Origin of the sequence: Nocardia pseudobrasiliensis NBRC 108224 (genome assembly GCF_001613105.1) — a bacterium.
Lineage (GTDB): Bacteria > Actinomycetota > Actinomycetes > Mycobacteriales > Mycobacteriaceae > Nocardia > Nocardia pseudobrasiliensis.
This window is the reverse complement of record NZ_BDBS01000033.1, coordinates 1-18,582: the sequence shown is the minus strand read 5'-3', so window position 1 is coordinate 18,582 and position 18,582 is coordinate 1. Positions and strand designations below refer to the sequence as shown.

18 protein-coding genes are annotated in these 18,582 nt (G+C 68.7%); 7 read left to right on the top strand and 11 right to left on the bottom strand.

Features of this window, described 5'->3' with window-relative positions; genetic code table 11:
• Window positions 1-16: 16 nt before the first annotated feature.
• Window positions 17-1,096: an ABC transporter ATP-binding protein gene (locus tag NP4_RS25210; RefSeq protein WP_068002609.1), complete on the top strand. Its 1,080-nt coding sequence runs from the start codon at window positions 17-19 to the stop codon at window positions 1,094-1,096.
• A 4-nt stretch (window positions 1,097-1,100) separates the two neighbouring features.
• Here NP4_RS25210 and NP4_RS25205 read toward each other — a convergent pair whose 3' ends face one another.
• From NP4_RS25205 to NP4_RS25195, 3 genes are read right to left on the bottom strand one after another with little or no spacing between them, the layout of a single operon-like run.
• On the bottom strand, window positions 1,101-3,071 hold the full coding sequence (locus tag NP4_RS25205; RefSeq protein WP_068002890.1) for a M13 family metallopeptidase: 1,971 nt from the start codon (window positions 3,069-3,071) through the stop codon (window positions 1,101-1,103).
• An 8-nt stretch (window positions 3,072-3,079) separates the two neighbouring features.
• Entirely contained in the window at window positions 3,080-3,472 is a 393-nt protein-coding gene (locus NP4_RS25200) for a DUF397 domain-containing protein (RefSeq protein WP_068002606.1), read from the bottom strand.
• Between the two features lie 9 nt (window positions 3,473-3,481).
• Window positions 3,482-4,333, bottom strand: a complete 852-nt coding sequence (locus NP4_RS25195; RefSeq protein ID WP_068002603.1) for a helix-turn-helix domain-containing protein — start codon at window positions 4,331-4,333, stop codon at window positions 3,482-3,484.
• 138 nt (window positions 4,334-4,471) lie between these two features.
• Between NP4_RS25195 and NP4_RS25190 the strand changes: the two genes are divergently transcribed.
• Window positions 4,472-4,921: a hypothetical protein gene (locus NP4_RS25190; protein WP_068002599.1), complete on the top strand. Its 450-nt coding sequence runs from the start codon at window positions 4,472-4,474 to the stop codon at window positions 4,919-4,921.
• On the opposite strand, the gene NP4_RS25185 is transcribed toward NP4_RS25190, so the two are convergent.
• Complete coding sequence (locus tag NP4_RS25185) at window positions 4,918-5,460, bottom strand: DUF4190 domain-containing protein (protein WP_068002597.1); 543 nt, start codon at window positions 5,458-5,460, stop codon at window positions 4,918-4,920. The genes NP4_RS25190 and NP4_RS25185 overlap by 4 nt on opposite strands.
• 54 nt (window positions 5,461-5,514) lie before the next feature.
• Window positions 5,515-6,303, bottom strand: coding sequence for a pirin family protein (locus NP4_RS25180; protein ID WP_114755882.1), 789 nt, complete (start codon window positions 6,301-6,303; stop codon window positions 5,515-5,517).
• Between the two features lie 266 nt (window positions 6,304-6,569).
• Between NP4_RS25180 and NP4_RS25175 the strand changes: the two genes are divergently transcribed.
• Together NP4_RS25175 and NP4_RS25170 are read left to right on the top strand one after the other, a co-directional pair.
• Complete coding sequence (locus NP4_RS25175) at window positions 6,570-7,040, top strand: NUDIX hydrolase (protein WP_068002592.1); 471 nt, start codon at window positions 6,570-6,572, stop codon at window positions 7,038-7,040.
• 1 nt (window position 7,041) lies between these two features.
• Complete coding sequence (locus NP4_RS25170; RefSeq protein ID WP_068002589.1) at window positions 7,042-8,370, top strand: MFS transporter; 1,329 nt, start codon at window positions 7,042-7,044, stop codon at window positions 8,368-8,370.
• Here NP4_RS25170 and NP4_RS25165 read toward each other — a convergent pair.
• The 5 genes from NP4_RS25165 to NP4_RS25145 form a co-directional block, all read right to left on the bottom strand.
• The gene (locus NP4_RS25165) at window positions 8,360-8,641 is read right to left on the bottom strand and encodes a hypothetical protein (RefSeq protein ID WP_068002586.1); all 282 of its coding nucleotides are present in this window, start codon (window positions 8,639-8,641) and stop codon (window positions 8,360-8,362) included. The two genes, NP4_RS25170 and NP4_RS25165, sit on opposite strands and share 11 nt — an antisense overlap.
• Window positions 8,642-8,729: 88 nt before the next feature.
• Entirely contained in the window at window positions 8,730-9,842 is a 1,113-nt protein-coding gene (locus NP4_RS25160) for a sulfate/molybdate ABC transporter ATP-binding protein (RefSeq protein ID WP_068002886.1), read from the bottom strand.
• Complete coding sequence (locus NP4_RS25155) at window positions 9,839-10,684, bottom strand: ABC transporter permease (RefSeq protein ID WP_373863866.1); 846 nt, start codon at window positions 10,682-10,684, stop codon at window positions 9,839-9,841. The genes NP4_RS25160 and NP4_RS25155 overlap by 4 nt, the downstream gene beginning before the upstream one ends.
• A 13-nt stretch (window positions 10,685-10,697) precedes the next feature.
• Window positions 10,698-11,459, bottom strand: a complete 762-nt coding sequence (modA, locus tag NP4_RS25150) for a molybdate ABC transporter substrate-binding protein (protein ID WP_068002580.1) — start codon at window positions 11,457-11,459, stop codon at window positions 10,698-10,700.
• Entirely contained in the window at window positions 11,456-11,854 is a 399-nt protein-coding gene (locus tag NP4_RS25145) for a TOBE domain-containing protein (protein ID WP_068002883.1), read from the bottom strand. The genes modA and NP4_RS25145 overlap by 4 nt, the downstream gene beginning before the upstream one ends.
• Before the next feature lie 139 nt (window positions 11,855-11,993).
• Here NP4_RS25145 and NP4_RS25140 point away from each other — a divergent pair, with 139 nt between their 5' ends.
• Window positions 11,994-12,734: a hypothetical protein gene (locus NP4_RS25140; protein WP_068002577.1), complete on the top strand. Its 741-nt coding sequence runs from the start codon at window positions 11,994-11,996 to the stop codon at window positions 12,732-12,734.
• 3 nt (window positions 12,735-12,737) lie between these two features.
• On the opposite strand, the gene NP4_RS25135 is transcribed toward NP4_RS25140, so the two are convergent.
• Complete coding sequence (locus NP4_RS25135) at window positions 12,738-14,198, bottom strand: CCA tRNA nucleotidyltransferase (RefSeq protein WP_068002574.1); 1,461 nt, start codon at window positions 14,196-14,198, stop codon at window positions 12,738-12,740.
• A gap of 235 nt (window positions 14,199-14,433) precedes the next feature.
• Here NP4_RS25135 and NP4_RS25130 point away from each other — a divergent pair, with 235 nt between their 5' ends.
• Both NP4_RS25130 and NP4_RS25125 read left to right on the top strand, forming a co-directional pair.
• Window positions 14,434-14,991 (top strand): NUDIX hydrolase, encoded by a 558-nt coding sequence (locus NP4_RS25130; protein ID WP_068002571.1) that lies wholly within the window; start codon window positions 14,434-14,436, stop codon window positions 14,989-14,991.
• Window positions 14,988-17,528, top strand: coding sequence for a DUF6049 family protein (locus NP4_RS25125; RefSeq protein ID WP_068002568.1), 2,541 nt, complete (start codon window positions 14,988-14,990; stop codon window positions 17,526-17,528). Before NP4_RS25130 ends, NP4_RS25125 begins: the two co-directional genes overlap by 4 nt.
• The last annotated feature ends 1,054 nt before the right edge of the window (window positions 17,529-18,582 follow it).

The window sequence follows — 18,582 nt, the reverse complement described above, 5'->3', positions numbered from 1 at the left end:
CAAGGAGGCCCGCCGCATGGCGACGGTGCAATTCGACAGTGTGACGCATCTGTACCCGGGTGCGCCCACACCCGCCGTCGACAGCCTGGACATCGATATCGCCGACGGGGAGTTCCTCGTCCTCGTCGGCCCGTCGGGCTGTGGCAAGTCGACCAGTCTGCGCATGCTGGCCGGCCTGGAATCGGTTGAGCAGGGCCGCATTCTGATCGGCGGCCGCGATGTCACGGGTCTGCCGCCGCGGGCCCGTGATGTCGCGATGGTGTTCCAGAGCTATGCGCTCTATCCGAATATGACCGTGGCGCAGAATATGGGCTTCGCACTGCGCAATGCGGGTATGAACAAGGCCGACACTCTGGCCCGGGTGCTCGAGGCCGCGCGCATGCTCGAACTCGAGCAGCTGCTCGACCGCAAACCCGCGAAACTGTCCGGCGGACAACGTCAGCGGGTGGCCATGGGTCGCGCGATCGTGCGCCGCCCGCAGGTGTTCTGTATGGACGAGCCGCTGTCGAATCTGGACGCCAAACTGCGCGTCAGCACCCGCGCCCAGATCGCGGCGCTGCAGAAACGCCTGGGCACCACCACGGTCTACGTCACCCACGACCAGGTCGAGGCGATGACCATGGGCGATCGGGTCGCGGTGCTGCGCGACGGGCAGTTGCAGCAGGTGGCCGCGCCGCGCGAGCTGTACGACGATCCGGTGAACACCTTCGTCGCGGGCTTCATCGGCTCACCGGCGATGAATCTGTTCACCGCGCCGGTGCGCGAGGGTGCGGCCGTGCTGAACGAGCTGCGGATTCCGATCCCGCGCAACGGATCCGATCGCGACCGGGTGGTCGTGGGCATCCGGCCCGAATCCTGGGAAACCACCACCGATGCGAGCAATGCGCTGGCCGTGGAGGTGGAACTGCTCGAGGAACTCGGTTCGGAATCGTTCGTCTACGCGCACGGCGTGAGCGACGAATGGTCCAGCCGCTCCGGCAAGATCGTCGCCCGGGTGGACCGCCGCTTCCAGGTCGGCCTCGGCGATCGCCTGCTGCTCGCGCCGAAGACAGATGAGGTGTACTTCTTCGACGCGAGCAGCGAACTCAGAATCTGACCGTCTACCAGATCCGTACGCGCTCAGCCGGATCCAGGTACAGCGCGTCGCCGGGCGTGACCTCGAAGGCCTCGTGGAAGCCGTCGAGGTTGCGCACGACGCCGTTGCAGCGGAACTCCGGCGGCGAATGCGGGTCGACGGCGAGGCGACGGATCGCCTCCTCCTTACGGGCCTTGGTGCGCCAGACCTGAGCCCAGCCGAAGAACACCCGCTGCAGGCCGGTGAGGCCGTCGATCACGGGCGGCTCCGTATCGCCGAGGGAGATTCGGTAGGCCTGCAGCGCGATCGACAGACCGCCGAGGTCGCCGATGTTCTCACCGATCGTGAATTCGCCGTTGACCGTGTGACTGTCGTCGAGATCCTTGGGCGAGAACCGGTTGTACTGATCGATCAGCGCCTTGGTGCGCTTACCGAATTCGGCGCGGTCGGCATCGGTCCACCAGTCGATCATATTGCCGTCGCCATCGTATTTCGCCCCCTGATCGTCGAAGCCGTGCCCGATCTCGTGGCCGATGACCGCACCGATACCGCCGTAGTTGGCCGCGTCGTCGGCGTTCATATCGAAGAACGGCGGCTGCAGGATCGCGGCGGGGAAGACGATCTCGTTCATGCCCGGGTTGTAGTAGGCGTTGACCGTCTGCGGGGTCATGAACCATTCGCCGCGATCGACCGGACCGCCCAGCTTGCGCAGATCGCGGTCGTGTTCGGCGGCATAGCCGCGGCGGTAGTTGCCCACCGGATCCGCGGGATCGATCTCCAGATCGGAATAGTCGCGCCAGGTGTCCGGGTAGCCGATCTTGGGCGTGAACCTGTCCAGTTTGGCCAGCGCGGCCTGCCTGGTCTCGGGGCTCATCCAGTCCAGATCGGTAATGTTGCGGCGGTAGGCCTCGGTCAGATTGGCCACCAGCTGCTGCATCCGCTCCTTGGCCGCGGGCGGGAAGTGTTCGGCCACATAGAGTTTGCCGACCGCCTCACCGAGGAGATCCTGTACCAGCGAGACGCCGCGCTTCCAGCGCTCGCGATTGGCCTGCGCGCCGGTCAGGGTGCGTCCGGCGAAATCGAAATGCTCCTCGACCAGGGCCGCGGTGAGATAGGGCGCCCGCGCGCGCAGCACCCGCCAGGTGGCCCACGCACGCCAGTCCGCCAGCGATTCGGCGGCCCACACCTGGGCGAAGGTGCGCACATAATCGGGCTGGCGCACCACGACCTCGGCGAACAGCTCACGTCCCGGACGGCCGGTATGCTCGGCCAGCGCGGAAGTCCAGGCGTCCCAGTCGAATTCCGGATTCTCGGCGGCCAGGGCCTCGAATGTGGTGAGGTTGTAGCTCAATTCGGCGTCGCGGCGGCGCACCACATCCCAGTGTCCGGCGGCGAGTTTGCGCTCGATTTCGAATACCCGCCGGGGATCGTCCTCGATGCCGGCCAGGGTGAACATGCGGCCGATGTGCTCGACGTATTTGGTACGGATCTCGGCGTAATCGTCGCCGCGGTAATAGGATTCGTCGGGCAGCCCGATACCCGCCTGGGTGGCGTGCACCAGATAGCGCTGGGAATTCTTGTCGTCGGTGTCGACGTAGTAGCTCAGCGGGCCGCCGATGCCGGTGCGCTGCAACCGGCCCAGCAGGGCGGCGAATTCGGCGCGATCGGCGACCCCGCGCACCGCGGCCAGCTCATCGGCGATCGGGGTCAGCCCCGCGGCCTCGACCGCCTCGGCGGCCATGAAGCTGGAGTACAGATCGCCGATCTTGCGCTCGTCGCTGCCCGGGGCGGCATCCGAGGCGGCCGCGCGCTGGATGATCGTCTGGACGTCCAGCTCGGCTCGGTCGTACAGCTTCCGGAACGCGCCGTCGACCGCCCGGTCGGCCGGTATCTCGTATTCGTCCAGCCACTTACCGTTGACGTGCGCGAACAGATCGTCCTGCACCCGCACGGCGTCGTCGCGGTAGGTCAGATCGAGGCCGGAGGGAGTCGTCACATCGGAAGTCACGCTGTCCAGTATGCCGACGGTCGGACTCGATCGAATTCCCCGTCGTGGGCGCCGGCCACGAAGGCCGCCCATTCGTCGGGGGTGTAGGTGAGCATCACATCGTTGTGGCGCAGGGTGGTGTGGCCGTCGGTGGCGGTGTGGGCGGTGAGCTCACCGGCGGTGGCGAGGCGGTCGCGGACCGTGGCGAGGAAGGACATCCATTCGGAGGCGGTGACGGTGATGACGGGCTCGTCCTCTTGGCGGTGAGCCGGGTTGCGACGAAACTTGCTGTCACGGATGAGCACCGCGTCACCGTCGAACCGGACCTCGACGCATTGATTGCCGTTGTTGGTGCGAGACGACGTGAACCAGCCCGTGGCATCCGGCCGGTATCCAGCGGTGGTTGGCATGGGCAGATTTTACACGCGTGCGTACTTGCGAATCATCGCCAATGTCTCAGTGCGACTGAGGGATTGGTCCAACGCACGGACATATGCAAACGCCAGATCGCGGACCTGTTCGGGATTGTCGACCGCGCCGCCGAAAACCGCGCTCTCGGCCCAGCCGAAGGTCGGCAGGCTGTCGGCGGCGAAATCCAGCAGGTGGAAGCTGGATCCGCCCAGGATGGCGCCGGCGGGCGCGGTGAACGGAATGACCCGCAGCTCCACCGATTCGAGCTCCTCGAGCAGATCGGCCAGATATTCCAGCTGCCCGCGCAGCACCCGGGGTCCGCCGATCTGCTGCAACAGCGTCGCCTCGCCCACGACGGCCGTCAACTCCACTCGCTCACAACCGCGCAACCGCTCCTGACGCCGCATGCGCACGGCCACCAGCTGTTCCACCTGCACCGGGCGGATCATGACATCGGCGCTGATCAGCGCGCGGGCATAGGCCTCGGTCTGCAGCAGGCCGGGAATCACCAGGCTGTCGTAGCTGCGAATGCTCTCCGCGCCGTACTCCATGCCGTAGTAGCGCTGCAATTCCGGGCCGATCAGCGCCGAGGACTTGGTCCACCAGCCGCGATCCTTGCTGGCCGCGAGCAGGGCGAGCAGTTCGTCGCGCTCCTCGTCGGGCACGTCGAGCAGGGCCAGCACCGGACCGATCGTGTTGACGGTGAGAACCCGTCGCCCCTTCTCGACATGCGACCAGTTGGCCGGGGTGAAACCCACGCGTTTGGCGAAGGTCGCCGAATCGAATCCCCGTTGCTCACGCAATTCACGCAGGCGCAGAACCAATTCCCACCGGGCGACCGTTGGCGAGAGAGGTGCCATGCAGGGTCATGCTACGCCCTGAGAATCTCCGGCGTGTGACTATTGTCATCCGCATTACCCGACGATACGGTCTGTGCATAACCGCTTCACGCCGTCCCTACTCCGGATGAGGTTCGCCGTGAACATGCTGAGCCCGCATTGAGCACCGCGTCGTACGCCGCCGTACAGGAGGCGCTCGAACGCTGTCGTCGCTATCGCAAGGAGAACGCCCTCTACGGCGTGGTCGAACCCGCGCTGGGCCGAATCATGTTGGAGGTAGGCCCCGTCGGGGCCGTCACCATGCCCGCGGTACTCGGTCATCGGGTCCGCGAGCGACTGCCCGAACTCGGGCCGATCGTCGGACATCCGCGCTCGTCACGCTGGACCTTTCTGACCGGGCACGTCGACGAATCGGGTCAGGATTTGAGCGTGGCCGCCGAGCTCATACATCTCGGCGCGGCGCTGGCGCTGCCCGGCACCCGCATCGTGCTGCCGTCACCGGCCGATGAGCGCACGGGCTATCGGGTGTGGATCGATGCGCCCGCGGGTGATTTCCGGCCGGATTTCGGCGCGGTCCTGACCGTCACCCGCGGGTGCCGGGTGCGTTAGCTCGTCGGTGGCGGGCTCAGCGTGACGCTGTACTTGTTCTCCAGCGTCTGATTCCAATCCCGCTGACACTGATCGAGCTTCGACTGATCGCTGCCCGCCTTGTTCACGCAGTCGAGGAAATCCTTGCCACCGTTGTTGACGAAGATGTTGACCCCGATCGCCGTGATCACGATCGCGGCGATCAGGCCGAGCAGGCTCAGCACCAGACCGGCCACGGCCATACCGCCGCCCGCCGCGGTGCCCCTGCGGGACTTGACCAGCGCGATGATGCCGAAGATGACACCGACCAGGCCGAACAGGATGCCGCCGACAATGGTCCAGCAGCTCAGCAGCGCGATGATGCCCAGCACCAGCGCGGTGATCGCGAGGCCGCGGCCCTTCTGCTCCTGCCAGGGCTGACCCGGTGGCGGTGGATACGAACCCGGGGGCGGGGGCGGATACTGACCGCCCGGCGGAGGCGTCTGGCCGTACGGATACTGACCGGGCGGGGGCGTCTGACCGGGCGGCGGGTACTCGCCGGGAGGCGGATTCTCCGTCATGGCTGTCCTCTCGTTGGCCCCGGGTGATATGCCGGGTTCGGTGCGCCTGAGATGTTATTGCGCGCCGAGCCGGGCGTGCATCTCCCACACCAGGATTTCCGAGGGCAGATTCGCGGCGATCCGCTGACCGCCGCTGCGCGTAAGCCGCACCGCGTCGCCCTCGTACAGGGTGCCGACCCCTTCCATATCTATCTCGCCGCGCGCGACGAACAGATGTAGATAGGGCGCCTCGGGCAATTCCACCGGCGGACCCGCTTCGCCGGGCATACGCGCCACATGCAGGGCGGAGTGACTGCTGTTGATCATGATCGCGGTCCGGTCGCGATAGCGCGACAGGCCCGAGGCCACCGTCACCAGATCGCCCGCGGCCAATTCGTCGTCGACCTCGAGCTGCTGATACCCGGGGGAGAGGCCGGGCTCGTCGGGGACCACCCACATCTGAACGAAGTGCACCGGGTCGCTGTGTTCGGTCGTGCCGCCCTGGGCGGGGGCCAAACGCCACGAATCGTTCTTCTCCGAGTGCAGGATGCCCGTGCCCGCGCTCATGCGCTGGGCCAGGCCGGGATAGATGATCCCGCTGTGCCCGAGCGAATCCTGATGAACCAGCGATCCGCTCAGCACCCAGGTCACGATCTCCATATCGCGATGGGGATGGGTGTCGAAACCCTGGCCCGGAACGACGATGTCCTCGTTGTTCACCAGCAGCAGGCCGTGATGGGTGTTGTCGGGATCGTAGTGCTCGCCGAACGAGAAAGAATGCTTCGAATCCAGCCACGCCACACGGGTTTTCATGCGGTCGCCGCCACGATGGACATCGATGTGTGGTGTCGTGAGTGTGGACACCGTGGTCCTCCTCTCGGGCCGAGCACCGATCATCCTTCAGGGTAGGAGCACCTCCCGCGCCGAGCCCTGAATTCCTAGTAAATTCTAGCCTGTAGCGCCACATACCCAGGATGCGGCGATCGCGCGGACCCGCAGCCCGGATTCGAACCCGGTCGCCCGCCGGTGGCGAACACCCGGCGCACCGGCCCCGCGCCCGCGCACCGAGCCCCGTCGGCGCACCGCCCGTATCATGATGTGCCGCAACCCGAACCGGAGGTGAATCGCTGATGCGACCCGAAGCACTCGCGGGCATCGAGCGCACCCTCCGGCAACAGGCCAGCAGCGCGGGCATCGATCACTTCGTGGTCGGCGTGGCCGTGTTCCGGGAACGTAAACTGCTGGTGGTACGGCGTGTCGCCGATGACTGGCACGGCGGTATGTACGAGCTGCCGGGTGGTGGGGTGGAGCCCGGGGAATCATTCGCCGACTGTGTGGCGCGAGAGTTGTTCGAGGAGACCGGTTTGCGGGTGCGCCACATCGTCGACGTGGTCGGCGGCTTCGACTACGCGACCCGCACCAAGGCCAAGGTGCGTAAGTACAGCTTCGTGGTCGAGGTGGAACCGGGCGAGGTGTCGCTGGCGCCGGGCGAACACGACGCGTTCCGCTGGATCGACGCCGCGGCGCTGGCCGAACTGCCGATGGCGCCCGATATGCGCGAGACGGTCTCCGCGCTGGTGACCGCGAAATCCGAGCACTGAGATGATCGATCAACAGCCCGCCACCCGGCGGGCGGCCGTGACGGCCGTACTGCGCGGTCCGGGGATGGCGCGACTGGCGCTGGTGCGGTTTTCGGGGCAGTTCGGCGACGGCATGTTCCAAGCCGCGCTGTCGGGGGCGATTCTGTTCAATCCGGAGCGCGCGACCGATCCGCTGGCGATCGCGGGCGGTTTCACCGTGCTGCTGCTGCCGTATTCGGTGATCGGTCCGTATGCCGGGGCGCTGCTGGACCGCTGGGATCGGCGGACCGTGCTGCTGGTGGCGAATGCGCTGCGGGCGCTGCTGATCGCGATCGCCGCCGCGGGGCTGCTCGGTGGCATCGGCGATACGCCGCTGCTGCTGCTGGCGCTGTCCGTGGTCGGGATCAGCCGCTTCGTCCTGTCCGGGGTGTCGGCGGCACTGCCGCGGGTGCTGGACCAGCGCTGGCTGGTGCCGATGAATTCGGTACTGGCGACCACGGCTTCGGCCTGTGCCGGACTGGGCGCGGCGGCCGCGGTCGCGATCATCGGCGCGATCGGATCCGGCGATCTCGCCTCGGCGGTGGCCGTCGCGGTCAGCGCGTCGGGTTCGGTGATCGGCGCGGTGGTCGCGGCCGGATTCAGCGCCCGCATCCTCGGTCCGGAACCCGGGGAGAGCGCGCCGACCAGTTCGGTGCGCGCGATCCTGATCGGGCTGCGCACCGGCGCCCGCGCGGTATGGGATTCGCGCGAATGTACGACCGCGATGCTCGGCATCGGCGTACATCGAATCGTCTTCGGCGCCAACACCCTGCTGATGGTGCTGGTCCTGCGGCGGACCCAGGGACCCGGAGTGTCGCTGAGCAGCGGTCTGGTCGGATTCGGGGTGGCGATCACCGCGGTCGCCTCGGGCATGCTGACCGCGGCCGTGGTCGCGCCGCTGCTGATTCCGCGGCTGGGCCGCCCGCGCACGGTGGTGGCCGGACTGCTGACCGCGCTCGTGGTGCAGCTGGCGCTGGTCACCCCGATCACCGTCGCGCACGGCGAGGCCGAGGGGCGGGCCCATCATCTGCTGCTGGCGGGCGCGTTCCTGCTCGGCCTGGCCGGGCAGACGATCAAACTGACCGGCGACGCCACCATGCAGATCGATATCGACGACTCCCGGCGCGGGCAGGTCTTCGCGCTGCAGGACACCGTTTTCAACATCACCTTCGTCCTGGCCATCGCGGTGACCGCACTGGTGATCCCGACCGACGGCCGCTCGCTGGGCGTGGTGCTCGCGGGTGCGGTGATCTACGGCCTCGGCATCGCGGCCGTGGCGGCGAATTCCCGGCGGCGGACCGTCACTCGCTGACCGGCCACAGCGGATCGGCCCAGGTGCCGCCGCCCTCGGGATCGGTGAAGAAGTGGTCGAGCAGACCGTCGTCGTCCAGATCCAGGGCGGCGATATCGGCGCGGCCGTCACCGTCGCTGTCCCAGAGCGCGTCGTCGTATCGGCCGTCACCGTCGAAATCGAGTAGTACCGCGTCGTAGCCGCCGGTCGCGGTCAGCTCCAGATCGGCCGGGGAGGACCAGTTCCGGCCGGGACCGTCGCCGCAGCCGAAGACGTACTCGATGTCGGTCATATCGGTTCGACGCGATCGACGGCCGCGGGGTTCCCGATCGGCCTGGTCGAGATACCGCGGGTTCGATTGTGCTTGCTCGGTTGCCACATCAGCAGGAATAGACCTGGACCTCGGTCGCCTTCACGGCGAAGTGGACCGGAAGTCCCGGTGCCAGTGCGAGTTCGGCGACCGCGCCGGGGGTCAGATCCGCGGCGATTCCGGGGCCGCCGTCGGCCCGATCCGTCGCGTGCACGCGAATGATGCCGCCGCGGTCGGTGAGTTCGGCGATCTCGACGCGAAAGATATTGCGCGGACTGCCGGTCGGACGATCGCGATATACGGCAACCGCGGCAGGGGAGAAGACGGCGGCCGCCCGGGTTCCGTTCGCCCAATCGCCCACGCGCTGCCCGTACACGATGTCCGCACCGCAGCGCACCGCGCCGATATCGGTCGATCCACCGGGCTCGGCCGCGCCGACCAGCAGATTCACTCCGGCGATCCGGGCCGCGAACGCGCTGCGCGGCCGGGACAGGACCTCGGCCACCGGACCCTGTTCGACAACGCGGCCCGCCTCCAGAACCACCACCCGATCGGCCAGGGTCAGCGCGTCGACGATGTCGTGGGTCACCAGAATCGCGCTGCGGCCCACACCGTTTCGCTCGGCGGCGCGCACCACCCGGCGCAGCAGGGTGCGCATGGCCGGGGCGGTGGCCACATCCAGGGCGGCCATGGGCTCGTCCAGCAGGATCAGATCGGGATCGACGGCGAGCGCCCGGGCCAGGGCCACGCGCTGGGCCTGGCCGCCGGACAGTTCGCCGGGGCGGCGTCGGCTCAATTCGGTCGCGTCCACGGCCCGCAGCCAATCGGCCGCGAGCGCATCCGCCGCGCGCCTGCCCATACCTCGACTGCGCGGACCGAAGGCCACATTGGCGGCCGCCGAAAGATGCGGGAACAGCAGGGCGTCCTGGGCCAGCATCGAGATGCCGCGGCGATGCGGTGGCGCCTCGCGGCCGTCGACGGTATCCAAGAGCACTCTGCCGCCCAGCCGGATTCGGCCCGCGTCCGGGCGGAGCAGACCCGCGATCAACTCCAGCATCGTCGACTTACCCGCGCCGTTGGGCCCGAGCAGGGCGAGCACCTCACCGGGCGCCACCGTCAGATCGACCTCGACGCCGCGCTCGGCCAGGCGTACCGAAACCTCCAGTCCCGCCGAATCGTTCACGCCGCCCCCCGCCGTCCCGAACCGCCCCGGCGCCACAGCCCGCCCGCCCAGTCGCGACCCTCGGCCACCCCGACGCGACGATAGGCGATCAGCACGATGAGCACCGCGAACACCACCAGCAGCAGCGACAGCGCCACGGCCGCATCGGGATCGTTCTCGCGCTGCAGATAGATCTCGAGCGGCAGGGTACGGGTCCGGCCCTGCAGGCTGCCCGCGAAGGTGAGGGTCGCGCCGAATTCGCCGAGCGAGCGGGCGAAGGTCAGCACCGCGCCCGAGATCAGCGCGGGACGCAACAGCGGCAGGGTGATTCGCCACCAGACCATGGTCGGTCCCGCGCCCAGGGTGGCCGCGATGCGTTCGTAGCGATCACCCGCAGTACGCATCGCGCCCTCGAGGGTGATCACCAGGAACGGCAGGGCGACGAAGGCCTCGGCGAGTACGACGGCGGTGGTGCTGAACGCGATTCGCGCCCCGAGCGCCTCCAGATGACGGCCGATAAGACCATAGCGCCCGAACAGATACAACAGCGCCATGCCGCCCACCACAGGCGGTAACACCAACGGCAGCAACACCAACGCGCGCAACGTCGGCAGGATTCGCCACCGCAACCGGGCCAGCGCGACCGCCATCGGCACGCCGACCAGTACGCACAGCCCGGTGCTCACCGCGGCGGTTTCGAGGCTGAGCCACAGGGCGTCCCGCGAGGCGGGAGTGGTCACCAGCGTGAGGTAGTGCGACCAATCCACCGCGCCGGTCAGCGCGAGCAGCGGTCCGATGACGAAGGCAAAGCCGAGCGCCGCGGGCAGCAGGATCCAGCGCGGCACACCCGGTTTCACGTGAATCATCTACCGCGGCTCACGGCGCTCCGAAGCCCGCGGCGGCCAGTGCGGCGCGACCGTCCGGACCGGCGATCAGGGCTTCGAAGTCGTGCGCGAGTTGGGCGTGCTTCGAATCGGCCACGGTCGCGATCGGATACGTATTCACCGCACCGGAGGATTCCGGGAAGGCCACGGTGCCGACCTTCGCGCCCGCGCCCGCCGCATCGGTGACATAGACCAGTCCCGCATCGGCCTCGCCGGAGGTGACCTTGGCCAGTACGTCGGTGACCGCGGACTCCTCGCTCACCGGCTTCAGCGCGACATTCGCGGCGGCGCTGACCTTCTTGGTCGCCGAACCGCACGGCACCTGCGGGGCGCACACCACCAGCCGCAGGCCGGGCTGGGTCAGATCGGACAGGGCCGCGATATGTTTCGGATTGCCGGGCGGGGTGACGATGGTGAGGACGTTGGTCGCGAAATTCTCCGGCTTCTCGGTGATGCGTCCGCCGTTGACCGCCTTATCCATATTCGCGGTGTCGGCGGAGGCGAAGACATCGGCGGGCGCGCCCTGATTCAGCTGGGCGGCCAGATCCGACGAACCCGCGAAGGAGAAGGTCACCTTCGTATTCGGGTGCGCCGCCTCGAATTTCGTGCCGAGGTCGGTGAAGACCTTGTTCAGTGAGGCCGCGGCGAAGACGGTGAGGGTGGTCCGGTCGGAGCCGCCGGAATCCTGGGAACCGCAGCCCGCCAGCGCGGCCGTGACGGCCGCGGCGGTGAGGACGATCGCGAATCGCCTCATGCCGACGGCGTTTCCACGACCACGGTCGTCGCCTTGACGCTGGCCACCGCGACGCTGCCCGGCTCCAGGCCGAGCGCGGCCACCGATTCGCTGCTCATCAACGACACGACTGTGAACGGACCGCATTGCATCTCCACCTGAGCCATCACCCCGTCGGCCACCACGCGAGTGACCAGTCCGGGGAACCGATTACGTGCCGAACTGGCACTACCCAGCCTGGTCTGCGGCGTCCGCGCGTTACCCGCCGCCAGGATGGCGAGTTCCTTGCCGTCGATCATCAGGCGGCCGGAGTCGTCCTTGTGCGCCGCGAGGGCGCCGGTATCGATCCAGCGCCGCACGGTGTCATCGCTGACGCCGAGGAGTTCGGCGGCGTCGCGGATCCGCAAGCTGGGCACGAGCAGCAGCATAGAACCGCATTCTCGGACGAACAACGTGCGAACATCCGAATCCGCGGCGCTTCGGTGCCCCGATTCCGGAGAAGTCACCAACCGTCCACCCGGATGTCGCGCCCCGGCCAGTACGCTCGAACCAATCATGGCCACCTATTTCGATCCGAAATCCTGGTTCGCCTGGCTGGACCCGGTAGCGGACCTGGGCGCGGGTACCGTCACCGCGCTGGTGCCGGATGTGCTGATGACGCTGCTCAGCGAGGGGATTCTGAGTCAGTTCGGCGGGCGCGAGGTGAGCGCGACCCTGCTCGGCCACGAAATGACGGCCACACTGACGACCCTGAAGGCGCGCCGCCGCGGCGCGCATTTCCAGACCAAGACGGTGCTCACGGATCTGCTGTGGAACGGACATCCGATCGAGGCGATGACCGTGATCGCGCACGGTGTCCGGCTGATTCCGGGGGTGCCGACCAGGGTCCGGACCACCACGCTCGACATCACCGGCACGGTCACGACAACCGCCGTGGCGAATTGGCTCAATGCCTGGCAGCTGGACTGGGAGATCGGGGTCGAGACCGACGGCCTGCTCATCGCCCGGCATCGCCGCCGAAGACTCCGCGCCCTGGTGGACGCGAGCGTCGGCGACAATCTGCTGTCGGTGGCGATCCACCGGGCCTACTGGTGGGGCCTTCGAGTCCCGCGCCGCTGGGTGCGCCCGGCGCCGATACCGCTCACCGATCTACCCGACAACATCCGCATCGTCCGGGCCGACCGTCACGACGATCGCATTCACTTCCGCATCGAGATCGCCGATATGGCAGGCTCGTTCGACCTCGCGCAGATCCGCTCCGCCATTGTCGCGGGGACCACGCTCATCATCTTCTGAGTGCTAGGGCGCGCCCTGCTCCCACCACTGTCGCAGCGCCGCTTCGGCCTCGTCGCGATCCATCGGCCCGCGATCGAGGCGCAGTTCCTTGAGATAGCGCCAAGCGCGGCCCACCTCGGGACCCGGCGGCAGGCCGAGCAGTTCCATGATGGCGTTGCCGTCGAGGTCGGGGCGGACCCGCGCGAGATCCTCCTGTTCCTGGATGCGGGCGATGCGAATCTCGAGGTCGTCGTAGGTGGACTGCAATTGGGCGGCGCGGCGCTTGTTGCGGGTGGTGCAGTCGGCGCGGACCAGTTTGTGCAGGCGGGGGAGCAGATCACCGGCATCGGTGACGTAGCGGCGCACCGCCGAGTCGGTCCACTGGCCCTTGCCGTAGCCGTGGAAGCGCAGATGCAGGTAGACCAGGCGGGCGACGTCCTCGGTGAACTGCTTCGAATATTTCAAGGCGCGCATCCGCTTTCGCACCATCTTCGCGCCGACCACCTCGTGGTGGTGGAAGCTCACGCCGCCGCCCGGCTCGTTGCGCTTGGTCGGCGGCTTGCCGATGTCGTGCAGCAGCGCCGCCCAGCGCAGCACCAGATCCGGATCGCCCTCCTCCTGATCGATGGCCTGGCGCAGCACGGTCAGCGAATGCTGGTAGACGTCCTTGTGCTGATGGTGTTCGTCGATCTCGAGCTGCATGGCGGGCACCTCCGGCAGCACCCGCGCGGCCAGGCCGGTCTCGCACATGACATCGATGCCCTCGGTCGGATACTGTCCGCCGATCAGTTTGTCCAGCTCGGCGTGCACCCGCTCGGCGGTGATCCGCTCGATCTCCCCGGCCATCTCGACGATCGCCGCGCGTACCCGCGGGGCCAGCCGGAAGCCGAGCTGTGCGACGAACCGCGCACCGCGCAACATGCGCAGCGGATCGTCGCTGAACGAATCCTCCGGCGCCGCAGGCGTATCCAGGACGCCGTCGAGCAGTGCGGACATACCGTCGAGCGGATCGACGAATTCGAGCTCACCCAGTCCGCCGATGCGCACGGCCATGGCATTGGCGGTGAAATCGCGGCGCACCAGATCGCCGGCGAGGGTGTCGCCGAAGGAAACCTCCGGATTGCGTGAGACCCGATCGTAGGTATCGCTGCGGAAGGTCGTGATCTCCAGCTGCCAGCCGGATTTGGCGGCGCTGACCGTCCCGAACGCCAGCCCCCCGGTATCCCAGATGTTGTCGGCCCACCCGCGCACGATCTCGAGCACCTGCTCCGGCCGAGCATCGGTGGTGAAGTCCAGATCGGTGCCCAACCGCCCGAGCACCGCGTCCCGCACACTGCCGCCCACGAGATAGAGCTCATGGCCGCGAGCGGCGAACATCTCGCCCAGCGGGGTCAGCACATCCGACAACCGACCCAGTGTGATCGCCGCCGCGGCGAGCAATCGGGTACGACGGTCGTTCTCGGACTCGGACTTCGGCGAAACCACGGAGATGCAGCTTAGTGGGTCCCGAACCCGCAGTTGACTCCGCATAGAAGCCCCCTCTGACATCCCACAACGACACGCCCGGCCCAACCTGAGAGGGTTTGCGGCCGGCTCGTCGTTTCGGGGTCATCGCGTCCGCGACGAAGGAGCCAGCGATGGCCCCGAAACGACGAGCCTCAGGGCCGCAAACCCCGCCGCGACGAAGGAGCGGCCAAATGAACACAGCTAAACTGGCGCAGTGTCTCCGGCCGATCGCGCGAACAGTCGACGCCGCCAGCCCCGGCGCCGCAGTTCGGCCGGGAGCTCCGCGGAGAGTCAGAAGAACAAGAGCAAACCGCGCATGCGCACGGTCCGCGAGACCTCCGCGGGTGGTCTCGTGGTCGACGGCCTCGACGGCCCGCGCGACAAGCGCTGCGCGGCCCTGATCGGGCGCACCGATCGGCGCGGCCGCCTGCTGTGGTCGCTGCCCAAGGGACATATCGAGGCGGGCGAGACCGCCGAGCAGACCGCCGTGCGCGAGGTCGCCGAGGAGACCGGGATCAACGGCACGGTCGTGGCCGAACTCGGCAGCATCGACTACTGGTTCGTGACCGACGGACGCCGGGTACACAAAACCGTGCATCACTATCTGATGCGCTCGCTGGGCGGGGAACTCTCCGATGCCGATGTCGAGGTCACCAAGGTGGCCTGGGTGCCGCTCACCGAGCTCGACTCGCGCCTGGCCTATGCCGACGAACGACGCCTCGCCGAGGTCGCGAACCGCCTGATCGACCGGATGGAGAACGGCAGACAATGACGCGTGCGGGGCGCCCTCTGCGCCGCTGGGTGCCGATGTTCGTCGCGTTGGCGCTCGCGGTGCTGTCCGGACCGGCGGCGACACTCGCCGGACCGGCCGCCGCCCAGTCGCCCGGCGCGAATTCGTCGGGCCCACAGTTCCTCAAGCTCACGCTGGATTCGGTCGGGCCGGAAACGGTGACGACGACCAGCGATTCGGTGCTGACCGTCTCGGGGACCGTGACCAATGTCGGTGACCGGCCGGTCTCCGATGTCAGCGTGCGTATTCAGCGGGCCGCACCCGTGGCCACGGGTATCGGGCTGCGCTCGTCGCTGCGCCTGGATCAGGTGAACTACGACGTCGTTGGTCCGTTCCAGGATCTCGCGGACCGACTCGAACCGGCCCAGCGCAAACAGTTCACGATCCGGGTGGGCGTGCGCGCCGGAACGCACGGGATCAGCGGCAGTTCGCCGGTCACCTCCTCGCTCGACATCACCGAGCCGGGCGTCTATCCGCTGCTGCTCAATGTCAACGGCCAGCCCGACTACGGCAGCCAGGCCCGGCTCGACGACGCCCGCTTCCTGCTGCCGGTCCTGGGCCTGCCCGCCGCGAGCGACGCGAAAGACGATGCGGGGCAGCCCGTTCCCGCACCCACCGAGGCGCCGATGGCGATCACCACGATCTGGCCGCTGGCCGATCGGCCCCGGCTGGTGGGCGGTATCACCGGACCGCTGCCGGGCAAGGCGCTGCTGACCGATGACGAATTGGCCGGCGAGCTGGCCACGGGCGGCCGGTTGGATCAGCTGGTCGCGGCCCTGGAATCGGTGCGGCGTCCGGAGTCCGGTCGTTCCGGGCCGAATCTGGCCTCCTCGATCTGTCTGGCGGTCGATCCGGATCTGCTGCTGACGGTTTCGGCGATGGCCCAGGGCTATCGGGTGCTGGCCAGTCCGTCCGATCCGGGCGGCCCCACCCGGGACGGCTCCGATCGCGGACCGGCCGCCGCCAAGGCCTGGCTGGACCGGGTGCGCGCGGTGGCCTCCGGAATGTGCACGATCGCGCTGCCGTTCGCGCAGGTCGACCTGCCCGCGCTGGCCGCCGTCCATGATGCCGATCTGAGTGCCCGCGCGATCGATGCGCCCGCCGATATCGTGGATTCCCAGCTGTCGGTGAAATCGGTGCGCGGCGTGGCCCTGCCCGATTCGGGCAGTATCGACTCCGAGGCGGGCACGCTGTTGGCCGGGCACGGCTTCCACACCGCGGTCCTCGCCGACACGGCCGTCTCCACCGCCGAATCCCGCAGCAACGCAACCGGGGTCGCGCGCACCGTGCGCAATACCGCGGTGATGGCGGCCGAGAGCGATTCGCCCGCACCCGACATGGTGCGCCTGCCCGCGATTCTGCCTCCCGCCCAGCCGAATACGCAGCCTCCTGCCGAGCCGGGTTTGAAGGCGGCCACCTTCGACATCTGGTCCGCGACGGCACTGGCCGCGGTGGGTTCCAATCCGCCGACGCCGCCGTTCACCCCGGAGCGGGTGCGCTACAAACTGGCCAACGACTCGCGCGCGGCCCGGCTGCAGGACGCGCTCGGCGCGGTGTCGTGGGCGGCGCTGAATCCGCAGGCCGGGGGGCCGCGTTCGCTGCTGCTGATGCCGCCGCAGCAGTGGAGCGCCAACAAGGACGAGGCGTCCGCCCTGCTCAATCAGCTCGAACTGCTGGTGCGCAACGGGCTGGCCACGCCACGCTCATTCGCCGATCTGCTTGCCACACCGCCGGATCCGCGCCCGTTCGACGTCGACTATCTGCGCGGTGTGGCCGAGCTGGCCGTGCCCGATCAGTTCATCGATCCGCTGCGCGCGCAGGACAAGAGGATCACCGATCTGTTCTCGGCGCTGGCGGAGGTTCCCCAGCAGGAGCCGTCGCCGCGGCAGTATCTGACGCCGCTGCGCGACGATCTGGTGCGCGTGCTGACGCTGTCGGATCGCAACAGTCCGGACGGACAGGCCGATACCGTGGCGCAGCGCAGGCTCGATCAGACCACCAGGACGCTGGACACGCTGTTCCGCGAGGTGACCGTGCTGCCGCCGGGCGGGGTGTACACCCTGGCCTCGGAGAAGAGTCCGCTGCTGCTGGTGGTGCGTAATCCGCTACCGGTGGCGATCCGGATCAAATTCCGGATCGATGCCCCTACCGAGACGAAGATCACCGATATCGGCGAGCAGATCCTGCCCGCCGAGGGCACCCGCTCATTCCAGATCCCGACCGAGGTGATCGATAGTCGCAATCTGACCATTCCGATCTCCATTACCACACCGGACGGTGTCGCGCTGGGGAACGGCGTATCCGTCTCGGTGCGGTCCAACGCCTATGGTCAGGCGTTGGCGATAATTACCGCATGTGCCGGTGCACTGCTGCTCCTGCTCGCCGGACGCCGACTGTGGCGTCGCTTCCGGGGGCAGCCGGATCCGGCCGACGAGGGGTTGGACACCGGGACGCGGCGCAGGGTCAATCGTTATCTGCGGGCGCGACTACGGGTCCTGCAGCGACAGGAGGAACCATGAGCGGCGATCACGGCGCGCGTTCGGCCGGGGCGGCGATTCGGGGCGACCTCCCGCCGCTGCGAGACCGGGAGGCGCGGTGAGTGATTACGACGCCTCCCGACCCCAAGGGCCGGGCGACGACCGTCCGGCACCGCGGCGTGCCCCGGCCGCACCGTGGGAGCGCGGACCGCGCCGACCGGCCCCGCCACAGGACGGCCCGCCGACCGATGAATCGGCGCCACCCCGCCCACCGCTGAGCGGTTCGATTCCCCGCGTTTCCCCCGGCAACCAGGTGCCGCCCGCCAGCCCGCCTCCGCGCCTGCCACCTACCCCCGGCCGCCCCGGCGACCCGATGCGCCCGCCCAACGGCGTCAATCAGATGCCCGGCGGCGTCATGCGACCGGCTGCGCCGAACCAGGGACCGCCCAGCGGCGCGATACGTCGGATCCCCCCGAACCCGGGCCCTGCCAGCGGCGCGATGCGGCAGGTCCCTCCGAACCAGGGCCCACCGAACGACGCGATGCGACAGGAGCCGCCCAACCAGGGGCCCGCAGGCGGCGCAATGCGACAGGTCCCCCCGAACCAGGGCCCACCGAACGGCACGATGCGGCAGGACCCGGCCAACCAGGGGCCCGCTGGCGGCGCGATACGACAGGATCCGCCGAGCCAGGGGCCGGCCAACGGCGCGATGCGGCAGACCCCGCCCCCGGGACCGCCCAGTGGCGCGATGCGACAGGTCCCGCCGCGGCCGATGCCTCCGGCCGGGCCGAATCAGGCTCCGCCGCAGGGATCTCGACGCCACGCGCCGCCCGGGGGGCCGGATGCGGTCGCGCCCGGAGATCCGACCCGGCAGGTCTCGATTCACGGGCCGCGCAATGCTCCGCCCAGTGAACCGATCCGCCGCGTTCCGGGCGGAGTGAATCAGGCTCCGCCCAGCGGGCCGATGCGTCGGGTGCCGCCCGGGCCGCCGCGACAGGCCGCGCCGGATGGCTGGTCCGACGATCCGCAGTCCGTTCCGAGCCGACCGCAGCCGCCGCGCGGACCGCGCGAACGCTCGTATCCGCCCGGCCCGCCC

Bases quoted from the DNA above. Each gene is read 5' to 3' on its own strand.
- NP4_RS25210 (WP_068002609.1), top strand. From the start codon at position 17: ATGGCGACGGTGCAATTCGACAGTGTGACGCATCTGTACCCGGGTGCG.
- NP4_RS25200 (WP_068002606.1), bottom strand. From the start codon at position 3,472: ATGCCAACCACCGCTGGATACCGGCCGGATGCCACGGGCTGGTTCACG.
- NP4_RS25195 (WP_068002603.1), bottom strand. From the start codon at position 4,333: ATGGCACCTCTCTCGCCAACGGTCGCCCGGTGGGAATTGGTTCTGCGC.
- NP4_RS25185 (WP_068002597.1), bottom strand. From the start codon at position 5,460: ATGACGGAGAATCCGCCTCCCGGCGAGTACCCGCCGCCCGGTCAGACG.
- NP4_RS25175 (WP_068002592.1), top strand. From the start codon at position 6,570: ATGCGACCCGAAGCACTCGCGGGCATCGAGCGCACCCTCCGGCAACAG.
- NP4_RS25170 (WP_068002589.1), top strand. From the start codon at position 7,042: ATGATCGATCAACAGCCCGCCACCCGGCGGGCGGCCGTGACGGCCGTA.
- NP4_RS25165 (WP_068002586.1), bottom strand. From the start codon at position 8,641: ATGACCGACATCGAGTACGTCTTCGGCTGCGGCGACGGTCCCGGCCGG.
- modA (WP_068002580.1), bottom strand. From the start codon at position 11,459: ATGAGGCGATTCGCGATCGTCCTCACCGCCGCGGCCGTCACGGCCGCG.
- NP4_RS25140 (WP_068002577.1), top strand. From the start codon at position 11,994: ATGGCCACCTATTTCGATCCGAAATCCTGGTTCGCCTGGCTGGACCCG.
- NP4_RS25125 (WP_068002568.1), top strand. From the start codon at position 14,988: ATGACGCGTGCGGGGCGCCCTCTGCGCCGCTGGGTGCCGATGTTCGTC.